General features: G+C 73.0%; 17 protein-coding genes, 1 tRNA gene and 1 pseudogene. 8 read left to right on the top strand and 11 right to left on the bottom strand.

From position 1 onward, the window contains the following. Positions 1 to 73: 73 nt before the first annotated feature. The 4 genes from CFI00_RS03510 to CFI00_RS03495 are packed head-to-tail and all read right to left on the bottom strand — an operon-like array spanning position 74 to position 5,830. Positions 74 to 1,303, bottom strand: coding sequence for a multidrug effflux MFS transporter (locus CFI00_RS03510; RefSeq protein ID WP_207083905.1), 1,230 nt, complete (start codon positions 1,301 to 1,303; stop codon positions 74 to 76). Next, a complete protein-coding gene (locus CFI00_RS03505; RefSeq protein ID WP_207083904.1) occupies positions 1,300 to 3,135 on the bottom strand; it encodes a glycoside hydrolase family 15 protein in 1,836 nt (611 codons plus the stop codon). Before CFI00_RS03505 ends, CFI00_RS03510 begins: the two co-directional genes overlap by 4 nt. Next, complete coding sequence (gene zwf / locus CFI00_RS03500) at positions 3,125 to 4,549, bottom strand: glucose-6-phosphate dehydrogenase (RefSeq protein WP_207083903.1); 1,425 nt, start codon at positions 4,547 to 4,549, stop codon at positions 3,125 to 3,127. Before zwf ends, CFI00_RS03505 begins: the two co-directional genes overlap by 11 nt. A 39-nt stretch (positions 4,550 to 4,588) precedes the next feature. After that, positions 4,589 to 5,830, bottom strand: coding sequence for a homogentisate 1,2-dioxygenase domain-containing protein (locus CFI00_RS03495; protein ID WP_207083902.1), 1,242 nt, complete (start codon positions 5,828 to 5,830; stop codon positions 4,589 to 4,591). 67 nt (positions 5,831 to 5,897) lie between these two features. Between CFI00_RS03495 and CFI00_RS03490 the strand changes: the two genes are divergently transcribed. The 3 genes from CFI00_RS03490 to CFI00_RS03480 are packed head-to-tail and all read left to right on the top strand — an operon-like array spanning position 5,898 to position 9,205. Next, positions 5,898 to 6,755, top strand: a complete 858-nt coding sequence (locus tag CFI00_RS03490) for a hypothetical protein (protein WP_207083901.1) — start codon at positions 5,898 to 5,900, stop codon at positions 6,753 to 6,755. Then, entirely contained in the window at positions 6,752 to 7,972 is a 1,221-nt protein-coding gene (gene fahA, locus CFI00_RS03485) for a fumarylacetoacetase (RefSeq protein ID WP_207083900.1), read from the top strand. The genes CFI00_RS03490 and fahA overlap by 4 nt, the downstream gene beginning before the upstream one ends. Positions 7,973 to 8,023: 51 nt before the next feature. Then, positions 8,024 to 9,205 carry a glycosyltransferase gene (locus CFI00_RS03480; RefSeq protein WP_207083899.1) on the top strand — a complete coding sequence of 394 codons (1,182 nt, stop codon included), beginning with the start codon at positions 8,024 to 8,026 and terminating at the stop codon, positions 9,203 to 9,205. Here the strand turns inward: CFI00_RS03480 and mptB are convergent. After that, positions 9,199 to 10,548 (bottom strand): annotated as a pseudogene (mptB, locus tag CFI00_RS23475) (polyprenol phosphomannose-dependent alpha 1,6 mannosyltransferase MptB); the annotation flags it as partial. The gene CFI00_RS03480 and the pseudogene mptB sit on opposite strands and share 7 nt — an antisense overlap. Positions 10,549 to 10,659: 111 nt before the next feature. On the opposite strand from mptB, the gene CFI00_RS03475 reads away from it, so the two are divergent. Both CFI00_RS03475 and CFI00_RS03470 read left to right on the top strand, forming a co-directional pair. Beyond that, positions 10,660 to 11,568: a metallophosphoesterase gene (locus CFI00_RS03475; protein ID WP_207083898.1), complete on the top strand. Its 909-nt coding sequence runs from the start codon at positions 10,660 to 10,662 to the stop codon at positions 11,566 to 11,568. A gap of 8 nt (positions 11,569 to 11,576) precedes the next feature. Continuing rightward, positions 11,577 to 12,257 (top strand): histidine phosphatase family protein, encoded by a 681-nt coding sequence (locus CFI00_RS03470; protein WP_207083897.1) that lies wholly within the window; start codon positions 11,577 to 11,579, stop codon positions 12,255 to 12,257. On the opposite strand, the gene CFI00_RS03465 is transcribed toward CFI00_RS03470, so the two are convergent. From CFI00_RS03465 to CFI00_RS03450, 4 genes are all read right to left on the bottom strand, one after another. Continuing rightward, on the bottom strand, positions 12,254 to 13,594 hold the full coding sequence (locus CFI00_RS03465; protein WP_242532664.1) for an MFS transporter: 1,341 nt from the start codon (positions 13,592 to 13,594) through the stop codon (positions 12,254 to 12,256). The genes CFI00_RS03470 and CFI00_RS03465 overlap by 4 nt on opposite strands. After that, positions 13,591 to 14,547: a carbohydrate kinase gene (locus CFI00_RS03460; RefSeq protein WP_207083896.1), complete on the bottom strand. Its 957-nt coding sequence runs from the start codon at positions 14,545 to 14,547 to the stop codon at positions 13,591 to 13,593. Before CFI00_RS03460 ends, CFI00_RS03465 begins: the two co-directional genes overlap by 4 nt. Before the next feature lie 7 nt (positions 14,548 to 14,554). Beyond that, positions 14,555 to 15,784, bottom strand: coding sequence for an AGE family epimerase/isomerase (locus CFI00_RS03455; RefSeq protein WP_207083895.1), 1,230 nt, complete (start codon positions 15,782 to 15,784; stop codon positions 14,555 to 14,557). 63 nt (positions 15,785 to 15,847) lie between these two features. Continuing rightward, positions 15,848 to 15,929: transfer RNA gene (locus CFI00_RS03450), tRNA-Tyr, on the bottom strand. A gap of 82 nt (positions 15,930 to 16,011) precedes the next feature. On the opposite strand from CFI00_RS03450, the gene CFI00_RS03445 reads away from it, so the two are divergent. Beyond that, positions 16,012 to 16,503 carry a YajQ family cyclic di-GMP-binding protein gene (locus CFI00_RS03445; protein ID WP_207083894.1) on the top strand — a complete coding sequence of 164 codons (492 nt, stop codon included), beginning with the start codon at positions 16,012 to 16,014 and terminating at the stop codon, positions 16,501 to 16,503. A gap of 46 nt (positions 16,504 to 16,549) precedes the next feature. Here CFI00_RS03445 and CFI00_RS03440 read toward each other — a convergent pair whose 3' ends face one another. Next, positions 16,550 to 17,584, bottom strand: a complete 1,035-nt coding sequence (locus CFI00_RS03440) for a glycosyltransferase 61 family protein (protein WP_207083893.1) — start codon at positions 17,582 to 17,584, stop codon at positions 16,550 to 16,552. Between the two features lie 62 nt (positions 17,585 to 17,646). On the opposite strand from CFI00_RS03440, the gene CFI00_RS03435 reads away from it, so the two are divergent. Both CFI00_RS03435 and CFI00_RS03430 read left to right on the top strand, forming a co-directional pair. Then, entirely contained in the window at positions 17,647 to 18,273 is a 627-nt protein-coding gene (locus CFI00_RS03435) for a sulfotransferase family 2 domain-containing protein (protein ID WP_207083892.1), read from the top strand. 41 nt (positions 18,274 to 18,314) lie between these two features. Then, complete coding sequence (locus CFI00_RS03430; protein ID WP_207083891.1) at positions 18,315 to 18,941, top strand: sulfotransferase family 2 domain-containing protein; 627 nt, start codon at positions 18,315 to 18,317, stop codon at positions 18,939 to 18,941. A gap of 307 nt (positions 18,942 to 19,248) precedes the next feature. Here CFI00_RS03430 and CFI00_RS03425 read toward each other — a convergent pair whose 3' ends face one another. Next, positions 19,249 to 19,905: a B12-binding domain-containing protein gene (locus CFI00_RS03425; RefSeq protein WP_207083890.1), complete on the bottom strand. Its 657-nt coding sequence runs from the start codon at positions 19,903 to 19,905 to the stop codon at positions 19,249 to 19,251. Positions 19,906 to 20,007: the final 102 nt, after the last annotated feature.

The raw sequence follows: 20,007 nt of genomic DNA, 5'->3' as shown, positions 1-20,007 counted from the left end.
GGTCCTGCTGCGCGGCGGTGCGTGAGGCAGCTTCTCGGCGCTCGGAACCTGTCCTGCTCACCGCTGCTCCGCGTCAGGCAGTCACGCGATCCGCACGCGTCGCGGAGAGGTGCCAGCGCCAGCACGCCCACCCCAGCAGCACGCACACCGCGGCCGCCACGGCGAACCCGAGGACCGATCGTCCGGCGTACGGGGCGAGGAGGACCGCGCTGGCGGCGTTGAACACCAGCGTCACGAACGACCCGGCTGACATGACCGCGCCCCGACGGGTCGGGACGAGGTCGAGCATCAGCAGCTGGATGTTGGGGAAGGCCAGGCCGTTGCCGAGCGCGACGAGCGCGACCCCCGCTGCCGCCCACGGCAGCACCTCGCCCGCCGGGGTCAGCGCGACCACGATGCCCAGCAGCGCTCCCGCGCCGCTCACGGCGTAGCCGACGGACACCAGCTGGGTGCTGGTCACCAGCCGACCCAGCCGACCGCTCAGCACCGAGCCCACCACCATCGCCCCGATCATCGGGACGAACAGCTTCCAGAAGTCGAGCTCGCCCTCCCCCAGCAGGTCGACGACGAAGATGGCGGCGCCGCCGATGTAGAGGAACTGCGCACCGAAGACGAGGGTGCCGGCCCAGGCCATCCGGTGGAAGGCGGGCACGGACACGACGGCGAGCAGGCCCGTGACGACCTCGCCGACGCGGAGCGGGACCCGGCGCTCGGGCGGGTGGCTCTCGGGCAGCAGCGCGATCGAGCCGACGAGGAGGAGGACCGCGAGGGCCGCCATGAACCAGAAGACCGTCTGCCACGGCCCGACCTGCACCAGCAGCCCGCCCACGACCGGGGCGATCGCGGGCGCCAGCCCGAAGATCACCGCGACCTGGCTCATCATCCGCTGCGCCTCGACGCCGTCGAAGAGGTCGCGGATGATCGTGCGGCTCACGATCGTCGAGCCGCCGGCAGCCAGTCCCTGCACGACGCGACCGACGAGCAGCCACTCCAGCGTCGGCGCGAACGCGCACGCGACGGATGCGACGGCGTACGCCGCCAGCGACCACACGATCACCGGCTTGCGACCGATGGCGTCGGAGAGTGGTCCGTGGAAGATGCTCATCGCCGCGAAGGCCAGCATGTAGGCCGTCACGACGAGCTGGAGCTCACCGGCCGTGACGTCGAGGGCCTCCCCCATCTGCGCGAACGCCGGGAAGGGCGTGTCGATGCTGAACGGGCCGATCATCGACAGCATCGCCAGGACCAGCGGGATCAGCGCCAGGGTGCGGGCGGCCGGACGGGTGGCCGGCGCGGAGGTCATGCGTCGAGGCTACGGTCCAGGTTGATCGCGGCGCTGATCAGGCCGAGGTGGGTGAAGCCCTGGGGGAAGTTGCCCAGCTGCTCGCCGTTGAGGCCGACCTGCTCGGCGTACTGCCCGAGGTGGTTGGCGTAGGTGAACATCTTCTCCAGCGCCAGCCGGGCGTCGTCGAGCCGACCGGCGCGGGTCAGCGCCTCGACGTACCAGAACGAGCAGAGCGAGAAGGTGCCCTCGCCGTCGGCGCCGCCCTCGACGCCGTCGTCGAACGTGTCGGCGTCGTAGCGCAGCACCAGGCTGTCGGAGACGAGGCGCTCCTCGACGAGCGCGAGGGTGGAGAGGAAGCGCGGGTCGTCGGGCGCGAGCATCTTCACCATCGGCATCAGGAGCGTCCCGGCATCGAGCACGTCTCCGCCGGGGAAGGCCGTGAAGGCGCCGAGCTCGTCGTTCCAGCACTCGGTCATGACGCGCTCGTAGATCGCGTCGCGGGTCGCGGCGAGCTCGGTGAGGTCGCCCGGCAGCCCGCGTCGCCGCGCGACGCGCATCATCCGCTCGACGGCGACCCAGCTCATGACCAGCGACGTGGTGTGGGTCCGCGGCTCGCCGCGGATCTCCCACATGCCGGCATCGGGTCGGTCCCAGTTGTCCATCAGCCACGAGACGATCCGGCGCAGGTCGGTCCAGGCGTCGTGGCTGATGCCGCGCCCGTGCTTGTCGAAGAGGTAGACCGAGTCGATGAGCTCGCCGTAGACGTCGAGCTGGAGCTGGTCGACCGCGCCGTTGCCGACCCGCACCGGGCGTGAGCCGCGGTGGCCGGCGAGGTGGTCGAGCTCGCGCTCGTGGGGGATGGCGCCGTCGAGGTCGTAGAGCACCCGCAGCGGGCCGAGCTCCTCCGTGTCGACTCCGTCGTCGGCCGCCTCGCCGAGCCGCTCGGACAGGAAGCGGACGAAGGCCGAGGCCTCGTCGGTGAAGCCGAGGCGCAGGAGCGCGTAGACGCTGAACGCGGCGTCGCGCACCCAGACGAAGCGGTAGTCCCAGTTGCGGGTCCCGCCGATGTGCTCGGGCAGGCTCGTGGTGGGCGCGGCGACGATGCCGCCGCTCGGCTCGTGGCACAGCAGCTTGAGCGTCAGCGCGGAGCGGTCGACCCACTCGCGCCAGCGGCCGGTGTAGGTGCTCTGCGCGAGCCAGCCGCGCCAGAACCTCGCGGTGGCGTCGAAGAGCTCGTCGACGTCGTCCTCGCTGCACCCGCGGGCCGGCTCGCCGGGCGCGAGGACCTCGAGCACGAAGAGCGCGGACTCGCCGGTGCGCAGGGCCACGTGGGCCGTGGCGGCGTGGTCGGCGACCTCCACGTCCACGGTGCTCGACAGCGCGAGGTGCACGTCGCCGTCGGCGAAGCGCACGACGTCGTCCTCGGTGGACAGCTCGGGCATGGTCGTGGCGTAGTCGGGACGCGGCGCCATCGCCATGGTGAGCTCGACGCAGCCGCGCAGCCCCACCACACGACGTACGAGCCGCTGGCGGTGGTCGGGGTCGTGCGCGCGCAGCACCGGCATGAAGTCCTGGACCTCCACGACTCCCTGCTCGGTCATGAAGCGGGTGACGAGGATGTTGGTCTCGGGGTGGTAGTACTGCTGGCTGCGCGCCTCCTCGTCGTCCGGACCCAGCCGCCACGAGCCGGCGTCGGGGTCGAGGATCGAGGCGAAGACGCTGGGGGCGTCGAACCGTCCGGGGCAGAACCAGTCGATGGTGCCGTCGGTGGCCACCAGCGCCGCGGTGCGCAGGTCACCGACCAGGCCGTGGTCGGCGATCGACGGCCCGTCGGGCCGCTCAGCCCGCATCGGCTGCGCCCCGGCCGAGCCGCCACCCGCCGGGCGGCAGGTCGAGCGCCTCGCGCGGCCCCCACGACTCCTGGGCGTACGGCAACGGGTCGGGGCGGTCGTCGAGGACCGGCTGGCAGACCTCCCACAGCCGGCGCGTCTCGTCGGCGTGCGCGAAGAGGGTGTGGTCGTCGTGCAGCACGTCGAGCAGCAGCCGCTCGTAGGCCTCGAGCGGCTCGTCGTGGGGCAGCTCCTCGCCGAGGTCGAGGCGCATCGTGGCCGGCGCGAGCTCCATCTCGGGGCCGGGACGCTTGCCGAGGAGCTCGACGTGCACCTGCGCCTCGTCGGTCAGCTCGAGGACGAGCTCGTCGGGCTCGAGGCCGGGGCCGAACACCGTCGAGTCGGGCTGGCGGAAGCGCAGGGTGACGGTCCGGCGGGTCTCGGCCATCGCCTTGCCGGTGCGCAGGTGGAAGGGGACGTCGCGCCACCGGTCGTTGTCGACCCAGGCCTCGAGCGCCACGAAGGTCTCGACGGTGGAGTCATCGTCGACGTCGTCCTCGTCGCGGTAGCCGTCGTACTGCCCCAGCACGACGCGCGCGGGGTCGAGCGGGCGCACGGCGTCGAAGACCTCGGCCCGCGCGCGGCGCACGGCAGCGGCCGACCACTCACCCGGGTCCTCCAGCGCCACCGCGCCGAGGATCTGGAAGAGGTGGGTGGAGACCATGTCGCGCAGCGCACCGGTGGACTCGTAGAACGAGCCGCGGCCCTCCATCGCCAGCGTCTCGGGGACGTCGACCTGCACCGAGGCGATGCTGCGCCGGTCCCAGGCGGGCTCGAAGAGCGCGTTGGCGAAGCGCAGGGCCAGCAGGTTCTGCACGGCCTCCTTGCCGAGGAAGTGGTCGATGCGGAAGACCTGGTCCTCGTCGAAGACCTCGTGCACGTCGTGGTCGAGCTCCTCGAACGACTCGAGGTCGAGGCCGAACGGCTTCTCGATCACCAGCCGCGCGCGCTCTGCGAGGCCCTCGCGGCCCAGCATCGCGACCATCCCGGACATGGCGGTGGGCGGCACGGAGAGGTAGACCAGGCGGCGTACGCCGTCGCCGAGGGACTCCTCCACCTCGCGCACCCGCGCGGCCAGGTCGGATCCGTCGTCGGCGTCGGAGGTCTCGAAGGAGGTGCGCTCGAGCAGGCTCCGGGCGACCGACTCGTCGAGGTCGTCGATGCTGTCGCGCAGGCCCCCGAGCACCTCGTCGCGGAACTCCTCGTCGGTGCCCGGCGAGTGGCGTCCGCTGCCGATGACGGCGTAGTCCTCCGGCAGCCGGTCGGCCGCGGCGAGGCGGTAGAGGCCGGGGAAGAGCTTGCGCGCCGCGAGGTCGCCGCGGGCGCCGAAGAGGAGGAAGACGTAGGGCGGCAGGTCGGACCCGGTGCTGGTCATGGCGCCACGCTAACGACCCACCCGAAGGGCGGGCCCGGCTCAGGAGTTGCTGAAGACCGCCGGTCCGCCGTCCTCGCCGGACGCACCTCCCGCCGGACCAGGACCGCGGCCCGCCCAGGTCCAGGCGTACGCCGGGTCCTCCACCGCGAGCCCGCCCTCGCCCAGCTCCAGCGGGGCGAAGGTGTCGACCATGACGGCGGACTCGTCGAAGTAGTCGGCACCGAGGCTGGCCTCGATCGCGCTGGGCTGCGGGCCGTGCGCGTGGCCGCCGGGGTGCAGGCTGATCGAGCCGAGGTTGATCCCCGAGCCCTTGCGCGCCTCGTAGTCGCCGCCGACGTAGAACATGACCTCGTCGGAGTCGACGTTGGAGTGGTAGTAGGGCACCGGGATGGCCAGGTCGTGGTAGTCGACCTTGCGGGGCAGGAAGTTGCAGATCACGAAGTTCCACCCCTCGAAGACCTGGTGCACCGGCGGCGGCTGGTGGACCTTGCCGGTGATCGGCATGTAGTCCTCGATGTTGAACGTGTAGGGGTAGAGGCAGCCGTCCCAGCCCACCACGTCGAAGGGGTGCGTGGCGTAGGTCAGGCGCGTGCCGACGATGCCGGCGCTGGTGCGGTGCTTGACCAGCACCTCGACGTCGGTGCCCTCGGCCTGGTGCGTCTCGGTGGGCCCGTGCAGGTCGCGCTCGCAGTAGGGGGCGTGCTCGAGGAGCTGTCCGAAGCGGGAGAGGTAGCGCTTGGGCGGGTGGATGTGGGAGCTGGCCTCGATCGCGTAGAGCCGCGACGGCTCCGCCGGGACCCAGCGGTGGTCGGTCGCGCGCGGGATCACGACGTAGTCGCCGGTGCGGTAGGCCACGACCCCGAAGACGGTCTCGACCGTGCCGCTGCCGGACTCGACGTAGACGCACTCGTCGCCGATGGCGTTGCGGTAGAGCGGGGACGGCCCCATCGACTCCGGGCCGGTGACCACATAGCTGATGCGGACGTCGTTGTTGCCGAGCACCAGGCGGCGGCCCTCGACCGGGCAGCCACCGGTCTCGAGGTCGTGGAGCCTCAGGTGGCGCGGCTTGAGCGGGTGGTTGGGCGTGCGCGACTGGTCGGGCAGCTCCCAGACCTGACTGTCGGTGATCGCGCTCGGCACGCCGCAGTGGTAGAGCAGGGACGAGTCGGAGGAGAAGCCCTCCTCGCCCATCAGCTCCTCACGGAAGAGGTGACCGTCCTCGTCGCGCATCTGCGTGTGGCGCTGGCGCGGCAGCCGGCCGAGGGCTCGGTAGTGGGCCATGGACGGTCACTCCTGTCTTCCGATTATCGGACGCAGGCGTCCGCTATCTGGTGGCTAGAGTAGCCCCGTGGCTCCCTCCCCCGCACCTGTCGAATCCGCCCAGTGGCGTGGCCTCGTCGACGACGCCGCGGTCTTCCCGCCCGGCGACGTCCCCCTCCGGGACGCGACGGCGTCGTGGGGCGCCCGCCGCGAGGAGTGGTACGCCGACCTCGTCGGGACCTTCGTGCTCAAGGACACCGACCTGCCGCTGGTCCGCGGCTTCGGCGCGCCGCTGTCGGTCGTGGTGACCGGCGGCGCCGGGCAGGTCGCCGGCCCCCTCGCTGCCGCCGCCCGGCTGGGCCTCGAGGTGGCCGCGCTGGAGATCGCCCTGCGCGACCCCGACGACCTCGCCGGCAACGTACGCCGGGTGGTGGCCGCGCTCGACCACGCCCGCGACGAGGGCACGCTCGGCGACGACCTACGCGTCCACGTCGAGGTCCCCGGGCCGCTCACCCCCGCCTGGCTCGCCGCCGCCGACGAGGTGGCCGCGGCCGACCTCCGGCTCAAGCTGCGGCTGGGCCACGTGGACCACGACCTGGTGCCCGACGAGGCGACGGTCGCCTCCTGGATCGACGCGGCCCTGGACCGCGAGACCCCCTTCAAGGGCACCGCCGGCCTGCACCGGGCCGTGCGCCACGACCCCGAGGGCGGCGGCATGCACGGCTTCCTCAACCTCCTGGTCGCCACCCAGGTGCTCTGGGACGGCGGCTCCCTCGCCGACGCGACCGACGCCCTGCGCCAGCGCGACGGCGAGGCGCTCGCGGCGACCGACATCGGCTCGGCACGCCGCTGGTTCACCTCGTTCGGCTCCTGCTCGGTGACCGAGCCCCTCGACGACCTGGTCGCCCTCGGCCTGCTCACCCCCCACCCCGCGGAGGACTCATGACCCACCACGCCACCACCTGGGTTCCCGGCGCCGCCGGCTCCGGCTTCGACGTCGACCACCTCCCCTACGGCGTCTTCGCCCGCTCCGGCGAGCACCCGCGCGTCGCGGTGCGGATCGGCGACCAGGTGCTCGACCTCAGCATCGTCGCGGCCGCGGACATGGTCGACACCCACGCGCTCTTCGACCAGCCCACGCTCAACCCCTTCATGGCGGCCGGACCGACGGTGTGGGAGTCGACGCGGGCCTGGGTCACCGGGCTGCTGACCGACGAGACCGAGCGCGACCTCGTGGAGCCGGCCCTGTCACCGGTGGACTCGGTGCGGATGCTGATGCCGTTCACCGTCGGCGACTACGTCGACTTCTACGCCTCCGAGCACCACGCCTCCAACGTCGGGCGGATGTTCCGTCCCGACGCCGAGCCACTGCTGCCCAACTGGAAGCACCTCCCCGTCGGCTACCACGGCCGCTCCGGCACCGTCGTCGTCTCGGGCACCGACGTCGTACGTCCCTGCGGGCAGCGCAAGGCGCCCGACGCGGACCGGCCGACCTACGGCCCGTCGGCGCGCCTCGACATCGAGGCCGAGCTCGGCTTCGTCGTCGGCGTCCCCTCGGCGATGGGCGAGCGCGTGGCAACCGCCGACCTCGCCCGCCACACCTTCGGCGTCGTGGGCCTCAACGACTGGTCGGCGCGCGACATCCAGGCGTGGGAGTACGTCCCGCTCGGCCCGTTCCTGGGCAAGTCGTTCGCCACCTCGATCAGCGCGTGGGTCACGCCGCTCGCGGCGCTCGACGCGGCGTGGACCGAGCTGCCCGGCCAGGACGACCCGGAGGTGCTCGACTACCTCCGCGTCGAGGGCCCCGCGGGTCTCGACATCGAGGTCGAGGTGGTGCTCGACGGCGAGGTCGTCGCCCGCCCGCCCTACCGCACCATGTACTGGTCGCCCGCGCAGATGCTGGCCCACACGACCGTCAACGGCGCGAGCGTGCGCACCGGGGACCTGTGGGGCTCCGGCACCGTGTCCGGACCGGAGCGCGACCAGCGGGGGTCGCTGCTCGAGCTGAGCTGGGGCGGCAAGGAGCCCTTCACCGTCGCCGGCCGCGAGCGGACCTTCCTCGAGGACGGCGACGAGGTGACCCTGCGCTACACCGCGCCCGGCACGGGCGGAGGCCGCATCTCGCTCGGCGAGGTCACCGGCCGCATCCTCCCGGCCCGCTGACGGCAAGGCGTCCGTCGGGGTCCGTTCACCCGGCTGCGCCACCGTGCGCACATGCGCATCGCCCAGCTGGCCAACTTCGTCGGACCTGCGTCGGGGGGCATGCGCACCGCGCTGCGCGCCCTGGGGGCGGGATACGTGGAGGCCGGCTGCCGCCGCCTGCTCGTCGTACCCGGCCCCGAGGACGTCCGGACGTCCGGCCCGCTGGGTGACGTCGTCCAGCTCCGCGCACCACGGGTGGGCGGCGGCTACCGGCTGATCGTCGAGCCGTGGCGCGTCATCGAGATCCTCGAGGAGTGGGGACCGACCTCGATCGAGCTGAGCGACAAGTCGACGCTGCTTCCGGTGGCGCGCTGGGCCCGGCGCAGCGGCGTGGGGTCGGTGCTGCTCTCGCACGAGCGCCTCGACGACATGCTGGCCCTGCGCACCGGGCTCGACGCGACGTCGAAGGTGTCGGCCGGGCTGCTCAACCGGTTGCTGGTGCGCAGCGTGGACACGGTCGTGGTCACCTCGGCCTACGCCCGCGACGAGTTCGCCGCGGTCGCCGCGGCGGCGGGGTGCCCGGTCGTACGCGTCCCGCTGGGCGTCGACCTGGACACGTTCCGCCCGCACCGGCGCGCGCGGGTCGACGGCCTGCGGCTGGTGCACGCCGGGCGGCTGTCGCGCGAGAAGAGCCCGCACCTCGCGGTCGCCACCGCTGTCGACCTGCACCGGCGCGGGGTGCCGCTACGCCTCGACGTCTACGGCGTCGGGCCGCACCGCGACGAGCTGGTCGAGCTCGCCGGCGACGCCCCGGTGCGGTTCCGGGGCTACGTCGACTCCCCCGCGCGGCTGAGCCGCGCGCTGGCACACGCCGACGTGGCGCTGAGCGTCTGCCCCGGCGAGACCTTCGGCCTCGCGGTGCTCGAGGCGCTGGCCTCGGGCACGCCGGTCGTGACCGCCGACCGGGGCGGGGCGCGCGAGCTGGTCGACGAGGCCTCCGGCGGCTGGGGCGCGCCCGAGGCGGGCGCGCTCGCGGACGCGGTGCTCGAGGTTGCGGCCCGCCCCGTGGCGCGGCGCCGGGCCGCGGCCCGCACGCGCGCGGAGCGCTACCCCTGGTGGGCCACGGTCGGCTCCCTGCTGGACGTCCACTCGTCGGTGGCGATGCCGTCGAGCCGCTCGCGTGCCCGGCGGGTGGCGAGCAGCAGCACCGCGACCGCAGCCACCACGAGCGACCCGATCACGATCGCCAGGTAGGCGCCGTGCAGTGAGGAGTCCATCGGCGCCACCAGCCCGCCCACCAGCGACACCGAGACCAGCGCGGCACTCCCGCTGCGACCGAGGCGCTGCACGGCCACGAAGGGCACGACCCACAGGAAGTACCAGAGGTGGACCACCGGGCTGAGGGCGACGGTCGCCGCCGTCACGAGGGCGACCGCCCGCACCGCCTCGCGCGGGTCGCCGACCGGCAGGCGCAGCAGCGCCCACCCGGCGACCCCGACCGCGGCGACCTGGGCCACGAGGCGTACGAGGTCGAGGAAGGCCGCGTCCGGGGCGCCGAGCCCGACCCAGGCGGCCACGAGGTCGAGCCACCCGCCGACGAGCGTCGGCAACGACAGCGGCGTGTTCACCGTGCCGGGGACCCCGAGCGCGCCGATCCACCCGACCCCCAGCCCCCACACCACGCCGGGCCCGACGAGGGCGAGCACCGCGACGCCCGCCACCCGGGCGCCGTGCCGCACGCGCACGAGGAGCCCCGCCGCCGGCGCGGTGAGCAGGACGACCGCCACGCAGACCAGTCCCCCGGGCAGCTTCACGCCGGCCGCCAGCCCGCCGAGCACCGCACCCGCCACCCATCCGTGGTCGCGGGCGACGACGAGCGCGGCCGCCGTCAGGCCCACCATGAGCAGGTCGTTGTGCAGCCCCGCCACACCGTTGGCGACCATGAGCGGAGAAGCCAGCACCAGGCACGAGGCGAGCGCAGGGTTGGCGCCGCACCAGCGCGCCAGCCGTGGCACGGCCCACGCCAGCAGCACCAGGCCGACCAGCGCCATCCCCCGGTGCGCGACGACCAGCAGCCACGGGTCGGACGTGAGACCCGCGGCCAGGTCGCCACCGATCAGCGGGACCGGGCCGTAGGGCGCCGGCGTGCCCATCCAGCGCGGGTCGACACCCTCGACGATCGGCCCGGGGACCGAGCGGGGCCCGACCAGCGCCCACGGCCCGTGCTCGTAGGGCGAGAGGCCGCGGTGGGTGAGCGTGCCCTGGGCGGCGTACGACCAGCCGTCGCGGGAGAACAGCGGCGGGGCCAGCAGGAGCGGTAGCGACCAGACGACGGTCGCTGCGCGAACGGTGGCGAGGACGTCGGCCTGCCCGGCCTCGTCGGTGCGGGCAGCCAGCCGGCACAGGCGCAGCCACGCCGACGCCAGCAGCCCGAGCCCGAGCAGCACCACGACGAGACCGGTCATCCGCCCGGGCGCGGTGCCACGGAGCAGCTGCAGCAGGTCGACGTCCGCCACCACGGCACTCTCGGGCAGGGTCGCGACCACCAGCCCGCCGAGCAGCACGAGCACGCTGCCGACCAGTCCCCGCGCCACCATGCTGCGGACCGTAAGGGCCATCCGCGACGGCCGGCCGACCGTCGGATGAACAGCGGCCGACCCCTCGACCACGCGTGCCGTCATCCTTCCGCGCGGTCCTAGGCTGAGGCCGTGAAGCAGCTGGGCCAGTACGCCGCACCGCGGCACGTCATCGCGCACCTCTCCGACCCGCACCTCATCGGTGGCGGCGCGCGGCACTACGGCGTGATCGACAACGACGCCCACCTCCGCCTCGCCCTCGCCCGGCTCGCGGCCGTGAGCCCGGCCCCGCAGGCCCTGATCTTCACCGGCGACCTGGCCGACCGCGCCGAGCCCGAGGCCTACGCAACGCTGCGCTCGATCGTCGAGCCGGCCGCGGCCGCGATGGGCGCGGTCGTGGTGTGGACGATGGGCAACCACGACGAGCGCGCGCCCTTCGCGCGCGGCCTCTTCGACTCCGACGACGACGGACCCCAGGACCGGGTGCACGAGGTCGACGGGCTGCGCATCGTCGCCCTCGACACGAGCGTCCCGGGACACCACCACGGCGACCTCACCCCCGGGCAGCTCGCGTGGCTCGCCGACGTGCTGGCCACCCCGGCCGAGCACGGCACCCTGCTCGCGATGCACCACCCGCCGCTGCCGCTGCCCATGCTGCGCGCCGCCGAGCTGATCGAGCTGCAGGACCAGCAGGCGCTGGCCGAGGTCATCACCGGCACCGACGTTCGCGGGATCCTGGCCGGGCACCTCCACCTGTCGACGTGGTCCACCTTCGTCGGCGTACCGGTGTCGGTGGCCTCGGCCAGCTGCTACACCAGCGACCCCGCTCCGGTGGACCGCTTCGTGTCGGGCGTCGACGCCAACCAGGCCTTCTCCATGGTGCACGCCTACGACGACCGCCTGGTGCACACCCTCGTCCCGCTCGAGCGCGGCACCGAGGTGAGCCACCTCGGTTCCGACGTCGCGGAGGCGCTCGAGGGCGTGCCGCTGGAGCAGGCTCGCGAGCTCGCCTCGTCCAAGACCTCCCGCTTCAACAGCTAGGACCTCCTGTGCGACTCCTCCTCATGCGCCACGGCCAGACCCACGCCAACGTCTCCGGCGAGCTCGACACCGCCCATCCCGGAGTTGACCTCACCGACCTCGGGCGCGCCCAGGCCGCGGCCGCTGCCAAGGCACTGGCCGACGAGCACCTCGACGCGGTCTACGTCTCCAGCCGGGTGCGTACGCACCAGACCGCCGCCCCGACCGCCAAGGACCGCGACCTGGACCTGACCGTTCTCGACGGGCTGGAGGAGATCGCGGCGGGCGACTTCGAGATGCGCAGCGACCACGACGCGGTCGCGGGCTACATCGGCAGCGTCGCGACCTGGCTCGAGGGCGACCTCACCCACCGGATGCCAGGAGGCGAGACGGGCGAGGAGTTCCTGGCCCGCTTCGACGCCGCGGTGCGCCGGATCGTGGACGCCGGCCACCGTGCCGCGCTCGTCGTCAGCCACGGCGCCGCGCTGCGCACGTGGGTCTCCGCCCGGATGGAGCCGCACCCCGACGCGCCGCCCGCGCACGAGCCGCTGCACAACACCGCGCTGATCGTCCTCGAGGGCGACCACGGGTCGGGCTGGCGGATGGTGTCGTGGCAGGGGCACCCGGTGGGTGGTGACTACCTGGAGGATCCGTCTGCCGAGGACCCCACCGGCGACCTGGACTCCGACGACGACGGCGAGATCGGCTAGACGCCCTCGGTCCCGATCCCCGGGTGCACGAAGGGCCGACCGGCCTTCATCTGCTCCACCGAGCCCGGGTGGACCCGGGCGAGGTGGGCGAGACCCCGCCGGCGGTAGCGCAGGGTCTGCACGATGCCGAAGGCCCAGAAGACGTACTGCACCGACATCGCCAGCTTGAAGTCACCGAGCGTGTAGGAACCCATGCCGCCCGACGCCGACAGGTCGAGGACGACGCCGATGAGCGCCATCGTCAGCAGCGAGGCGGTGAAGCCACCGACGTTGACCAGGCCGTTGGCCCGCCCGGTCTCGTGCGGCGGGGTGAAGGACCGCGCGAGGTCGAAGCCGACCATCGCGGCCGGACCTCCGCTGGCGGTCGCGAAGGCCATCACGACGACGACCCAGTCCGGGGCGACGCCGGGCCACAGCAGGACCGCGGTCCACGGCACGACCATCGCGATGACGATGCCGACCACGATCCACGAGCGGTAGTAGGGCAGCCGCGCCACGAGCCGCGCGGTGACCAGCCCGCTCACGACGGCCCACGCCGTCATCGCCATGAGCAGGGTGCTCGCCCCGCTCGTCGACCAGCCCAGGCCCTGGACGAGGAAGGGATAGCCCCACAGCAGCGCGAAGACCGTGGCGGAGAACTGCGAGACGAAGTGCGACCACATGCCGAGCCGGGTGCCGGGGTTGCCCCACACCGTCCGCACCGACAGCGCAAGCGCGCGGAGCTTGATGGCGACGACGTCGCCGCGGCGGTAGGGCGAGTCCTTCACCAGCGCGAGCACCGCCACCAGCAGCACCACGCCGATGCTCGAGGTCAGCGCGAAGGCACCGGTCCAGCCGAGCTCGTGGAGGAGGTACGACAGGGGGCCGGCCGCCGCGATCGCGCCGAGCTGGCCGGACAGCCCGGTGAGCTGGGTGACCATCGGCCCCTGGCGGACCAGGAACCACACCGTGACGAGGCGGATGACGCTGACGAAGACCATCGCGTCCCCGGCGCCGACCACGGCTCGGGCGGCCACTGCGGCCGGGAAGGACTCCACGAACGCGAAGCCGAGCTGCCCCGCGGTCATCAGCACCAGGCCGGTGATCAGCATCGCGCGGGAGCCGTAGCGGTCGAGCAGCACACCGACCGGCACCTGCATGCCGGCGTAGACCACGAGCTGGAGCACGGTGAACGTCGCCAGGCTGGTGGCGTTGATGTCGAAGCGGTCGGCCGCGACGATGCCGGCGACGCCGAGCGAGCTGCGGTGGAAGACCGCCAGCACGTAGACCGCGAGGCCAACGAGCCAGATCACCCAGGCCCGTCGCTGACCGATGTCGTGGATCTGCTCCCGGGTCACTCCTCGTCCGCTTCGGAAGTCGTGCCCAGGGCGGCGGAGAGCTCGGCGCGCGACGGCGGGTCGGCCCCGGGACGCGAGACGTTGATGGCGGCGCCGATGGCGGCGGTCGTCACGACGCCCAGCACGTCGCGGTCCGACAGCGCGCGCAGCGCACCGGCCGCGTCGGCACCGTGGACCCCGAGGGCGATGAACGCGTCGACCAGCACGCCGCTGAAGGTGTCGCCGGCCCCCACGGTGTCGGCCACGCGCACCGGGACCCCAGGCACCTCGAGCGTCGTGCCGTCGTGGCGTACGGCGACCGCGCCCTCGCCGCCGCGGGTGACCACGACCAGCCCCGGACCCGCCGCCGCCCACCGTGTGGCGGTGTCGACGGGGTCCTGCCCGGGGTGCAGCCAGTCGAGGTCCTCGTCGCTGACCTTGACCAGGTCGGACAGCGCGACCAGCTCCTCGACCCGGGCGACCGGGCCGGTGCGGTCCGGCGTGATGGCCGGGCGGGCGTTGGGGTCGAGGGAGACCAGCGCACGACCGCGGTGGGCGCGCACGGCGTGGAGGACGGCGTCGGCGCCCGGGTCGAGCACGGTCGCGATGGAGCCGACGTGCAGGACGTCGCAGGACTCGTCGGGCACGGCCGGGAGCTCCCAGTCGAGGTCGAAGACGTAGCTCGCGGCACCCGAGGCGTCGAGGGTGACCTCGGCGCTCGACGTCCGCCCGCTGCCGGTGGGCTGTGCGAGCACGGTCACGTTGCTGGCCTCGAGCCAGGTGCGGACCAACCCACCGCGCTCGTCGTCGCCGAGCAGGGTGACCAGGCGTACGTCGCGCTGGAGCCGGCCGAGGGTGAGGGCGACGTTGGCGGGGCTGCCGCCGGGCAGGTCGCGGGGGGTGCCCCCGGCGTCGGGGACCACGTCGATGAGCGCCTCGCCGACGACGAGGATGCGCGGCTGGGCGTCCGTCATGGACCCATCATGCCGGTGCCGCCCCGGGCGCCGACAGGGCCATCGCGCGGGCGAGACCGGGGGCCAGCGGGAGTCGCGGGAGGAGGGTGGCCTGGACCGCGTGGTAGAGGTCGGGCTTGCCGGGCCAGACCGACGCCTGCGGCTGGTTGGCCGGGTCGAGCTCGTGGTGCCACGAGCCCCGCTCGGTGTCGCGGACGTGCTCGACGACGTGGCGCCACCACGTCGCGTACAGCTGCGCGTAGCGCTCCTCGCCGGTGCGTCGGTGGAGCGCCGCGGCGGCGGCGATGCCCTCGGCGGCCACCCAGTGCATCCTCTGCCGCACGACCGGCGTGCCGTCCCAGTCGGTGGTGTAGACGAAGCCCGGTGCGCCGTCGACGTCCCAGCCGTCGGCCACGGCGCGGTCGAAGAGCGCACCGGAGGTGTCGAGCAGGCCCCCGGGAGCGCGGTCGGCGAGCGACGCCTCGACGTGCAGCAGCAGTCGCGACCACTCCAGGCCGTGCCCGATCGTCGCGCCATAGGGCTTGAACGGGTCGTTCGGCCGGTCGCGGTTGAGCTCCAGGTCCGGCGTCCAGTCGGGACCGAAGTGCTCGGGCAGGCGGGCATCGTGCGCTGCCGCGAGACCCACGACGTACGCCGCGACGCGGCCCGCCCGCTCGTGCCAGCGGTGATCGCCGGTCGCGTCACCGGCCGCGAGCATCGCCTCCACCGAGTGCATGGCGGCGTTGAGCCCGCGGTAGGGCGCAGGAGTGGTCCACGCACGGTCCCACTCGTCGATCACCAGACCGGTCGACCCGTCCCAGAAGTGCTGGTCGAGGACGTCGAGCGCCTCGCCGAGGAGGTCGTCGGCGCCCGGCAGGCCGGCCACGACCGCCGTCGAGCCGGCGAGGACGACGAAGGCGTGGTCGTAGCACGACTTCGCGGTGCCGACCGGGGAGCCGGTGGCGTCGACCGCCGTGAACCACCCCCCGTGCTCCGCGTCGCGCAGCGTCGTACGCAGTCCGTCGAGCGCGGCAGCGGCGATGTCGGCGCAACCGTCGACGCCGAGCAGGGCACCCAGGCCGAAGACGTGCACCGTGCGGCTGGTGATCCACGTGTGCACCGGTCGCGCCAGGTCCGGCCTGCCGTCGTCGTCGAGCCAGGCCGCTCCACCCAGGGGATGGACGACGTGGTGCCCGAAGTCGAGGAGGCGCCGGCACTCGGCGTCGAGCCACGCCGCGTCGGGAGGGGCGATGTCCATGCGGTGAGTCAAATGCACGAGACCCCCGCCTGTCGACGGGGGTCTCGCCCTGGACTCGTCCAGTGGCAGGTAGAGGATTCGAACCTCTGTAGGCGTTGCCGGCTGATTTACAGTCAGCTCCCTTTGGCCGCTCGGGCAACCTGCCGGGCCGTGCGGAACAATAGCAAGGCACGGACTTCACTACGAATCGCCGGGGCGCCACCACGAGGCCCCACTAGGAGGCACACATGGCTGACTCGAGCTTCGACATCGTGAGCAAGCTGGACCGCCAGGAGGTCGACAACGCCCTGAGCCAGGCAGCCCGCGAGATCGCCACCCGCTTCGACTTCAAGGGCACCGGCGCGAGCATCGAGTGGAAGGGCGAGAAGGCGATCGAGATCACCGCCTCCGCCGACGACCGCGCGAGCGCCGTGCTCAGCGTCTTCCAGGACAAGCTCATCAAGCGCAACCAGAGCCTGAAGATCCTCGACACCTCCGAGCCGCGCCAGTCCGGCCAGGTCTCGAAGATCGACATCGCGCTCAAGGAGGGCATCACCTCCGAGGACGCCAAGAAGATCTCCAAGCTGATCCGCGACGAGGGCCCCAAGGGAGTCAAGGCGCAGGTGCAGGGCGAGGAGCTGCGGGTGTCGTCGAAGAAGCGCGACGACCTCCAGGCCGTCCAGCAGCTGGTGAAGTCGCAGGACTACGACTTCGCGGTGCAGTTCACCAACTACCGCTGATCCACGCCCAGAAAGCGGACGGAGTCCGCAGAATCGGCCGGGGTGCTCAGAGACCAAGGCGTCGCAGGGTGCGCCCGACGTCGTCCCCGCCGGTGCCGCCCGGCAGGAACACGCGCTCGTGATCCAGCGCGGCGTCGATCACGACCTGCATGGCCACTGGCTCGTCGGCCGTCCGGCCGTCGCCGATCTCCACGACGCGGCCGCCGGGTGGCATGAACGCCGACTGGTGCAGGCCCGAACCCGACAGGCCCGCCACCACGCGCGCGGTCGCGAGCCGGCGCAGCTGCTCGTCGATGCTGAGCGTCTCGGGGGCGACGACCTCGAATCCGTGACGGGCGAACACCTCGTCCAGCTCGCGGTCCTGCTCGCCGGTCGTCCGGATCGGCCGACGGTGCCCCTCGCTGCGCCGGCGCGCGTTGAGGGCCGTCCGTGAGATGTACACCCGCTCGGGGCCGGTCCGGCCACGGAAGTCCGCGGCGATGCGTTGCCACACCTCGCGAGCCTGCGGATGGGCCCAGGCGTGGAGGGAGACGCTGCGGCCCGGTACGACGAGCCGCTGCGCCCGCGCGGGAAGGTCGCGATCCACGACGTGGACCGGCAGGTCGTGCCACCCCGCCAGGTCCAGCAGCCGCTGCTGCCAGTCGGCGCTGCGGTGCCGGCCGAAGCTCGAGTGGAAGACCAGTCCCGTGGGTCGCTCGTCCAGGGTCGGCCACAGGGTGGTCAGCGTCTCGACGAGGAAGTGACCGAAGACCGAGGTCCAGGTGCCGCCGTACAGCCACGTGCCTGGCAGCTCCGTCACGTCGGAACGGCGCACCACCCGGTCCGGGTCGGCTGCGACCCGCTTGCCACGCGGGTTGCCGAGGACCTTCTGCGAGGCAGGCACCAGCCTGTCTGTCGCGTCGTAGACGGCGCCGCGGAACCACTGGTCGAGGTGGTAGACCGTGGCCAGTCTCCCGGTGGCCACCTCGGAGAGGTAGGCGTCCTCGACCGTCACCACGCGTGGTGGGCGGCGTGGCTCCACGGGCGGGGTGGCCGGCGTCCAGGTCACCCGTCGCGGCCACGCCCTGCGTCTGACGGACATGCGCCCGATTATGTCTGGCAGCCGACCGCACGGAGTGAGGCGGCGCCCCTAAAGTGTGCGCCGTGCCGATTTTCACCCGGGACGGGCAGTCCGTGCTGTTCGTCCACGTCCCCAAGACCGGCGGCACCAGCATCGAACGGATGTTCATCCGGGCGGGGTGGGACGTCGGCCTACGTGCCACGCCGCACACGCATCCGGAGCAGAGCCGGCTGCACCGGATCCCTCCGCAGCACCTGCATGCCGCACTGCTGAGGGAGATGCTGCGGCTCGGGCGGTTCGACGCGATGTTCCTCCTGACCCGCGACCCGCTGATGCGCTTCCGGTCGGAGTACGTCATGCGCAACAAGCGCCGGCCCGGGGCGGGCAGGGCGGGACACGTCGAGTCGTGGACCCACGACCTGCTGGCACGCCTCGAGGGCAACCCGGCCGTGCTCGACAACCATCTGCGGCCGCAGCACGAGTTCGTCCTCCCGCAGGCGCGGGTCTACCGGTTCGAGGACGGTCTCGAAGCCGCCGTCGCGGACCTGAGCGCCCGCTTCTCGCTCGACCTGCCGGCCGAGGTCCCGCACACACTGGAGAGTGGGGCCGGGGGTGGCCTCTCGTCACGGGACGTCGAGATGACCGACAAGGTGGCCGCGCGCATCCGGGCGGTCTATGCCCGCGACTACGAGGTGTTCGGCTACGCGTGATCGGCTGCGGGGCGCACCCGGCGCCTGGGATAGCCTCAGGTGTGCTGGTCTGCGACTCTCACCGCGTTCTGTTCGTCCACGTCCCGAAGACCGGCGGCGTCTCGGTCGAGGGCGTCATGCGCCGCGCCTGCCCCGATGCCCGCAAGCAGGTCGAGCCGCGACGCGGTCGCCACGCACCGTTGGGTCGGATCCTGGACTCCGAACCGGCACTGACGACGTACTGGTCCTACGGATTCGTCCGCAACCCGTGGGCCCGGATGGTGTCCTGGTACGCCATGATCGAGGACTGGAGACGCCGGATCACCGAGGGCGGCCCCGGGTCGGTGAAGAACCAGGGCAACGACATGTGGCGGGCAGTGGGAGAGTACGCCGATTTCGAGGAGTTCGTCCTGCGCGGCACCGAGGAGTGGCCGCGGATGGGCCGCCCCCAGGTCGCCTACCTCGACGCCCCCGCGCACGGCAGGGAGGTGGACTTCATCGGGCGGACGGAGAGCCTCGCCGCCGACCTGCAGGTCGTGCAGGAACGACTCGGCGTGGAGCCCACGGCACCACCCCGGCGCAACAGCTCCCCGCACGGGCACTACCGCGACTACTTCACCGACGCCGCGCGCCGCAGGGTCGCCGAGGTCTTCGAGGCGGACATCGATCGCTTCGGCTACACGTTCTGAGCATCAGGCGCAGGAGCCTCGGGGCCGTCCTGCTTCCCGACCCCCACGGCCGCGACCACCGCAGGTAGGCAGCAGTCCTGGCCTGCTGAGGCCGGCGGTGCGGTCCACTCATGTGGGCCGCACCGCCAGCACTTCGTAGGTCGGGGGCACCTGTCACGTCCTGGGGGGAACCGATCGGGTGACGGGAGATCGACCGACCGGGTGCGACAGGTGCTCCCCTGCGACGCCTTTCGCATCCCTACTGCAGACGAGACGGCCCCCGGCGAGGGGCATGACGCAGAACCGGTGACCGAATCTGCGCCCGGTCTCACCAGCTGTCGGTGATCTTCGTGAGCGCGCCGACGAGGAAGACCACGGCCCGCACCGGGTCGTCGGGCAGCGGGACCGCGCCGATCTCGGCCACGGCCTGGTCGTCCGCGCCACGGCCCGCCGCGTAGAGCGCGCAGTCCTGGGCGAGGCGGCGCAGCGACGACGCGTGCGCGGTGAAGGCGGTGGGTCGGGTCGCCGCCAGCACGACCGCGTCCGCGCCCGTGACCCGGGCGGCGGCGAGGATCGCCGGGATCGGGGTGTCGGCGCCCAGGAAGCGGGCCCGGACCCCGCGCTCGCGCAGCATCAGCGCCACGCACAGCAGCACCAGGTCGTGGCGCTCCCCGGGCGGGCAGGCGAGCAGCACCACGGGCGAGGGCGCCGAGGCGTCGTCCAGCACCTGCTGCGGCGGGACCGCCGTGAGGGCCGACAGGGTGCGGCGCAGCATGTCGGTGACGAAGTGCTCGTGCGCCACGGACAGGGTGCCGGCCTCCCAGCGGTCGCCGACCTCGCGGAGGAACGGCAGCACGACACCCGTGACGGCCCCCGACAGCGGCACGTCCCACAGCAGCCGCGCGATGGCGACCTCCGCGGCCTCCGCGTCGAAGGTCTCGACCGCGGCCCAGAGCTCGTCCGCCGTCGTCATCGTGGTGTCCACGGGCGCACGCTAGTGGCTGCCGGGGCGGGCGCGCGCCACAACGGCGTACGCCCTCACCCCTCGGGGGGTCCACCGGGCCGCGGCCCTTCGGCATGACCCCTG

It is taken from the genome of Nocardioides sp. S5 (assembly GCF_017310035.1).
Classification (GTDB): domain Bacteria; phylum Actinomycetota; class Actinomycetes; order Propionibacteriales; family Nocardioidaceae; genus Nocardioides.
Note: the sequence above shows the minus strand (reverse complement) of the source record. Positions and strands in the feature narration are given on the sequence as shown.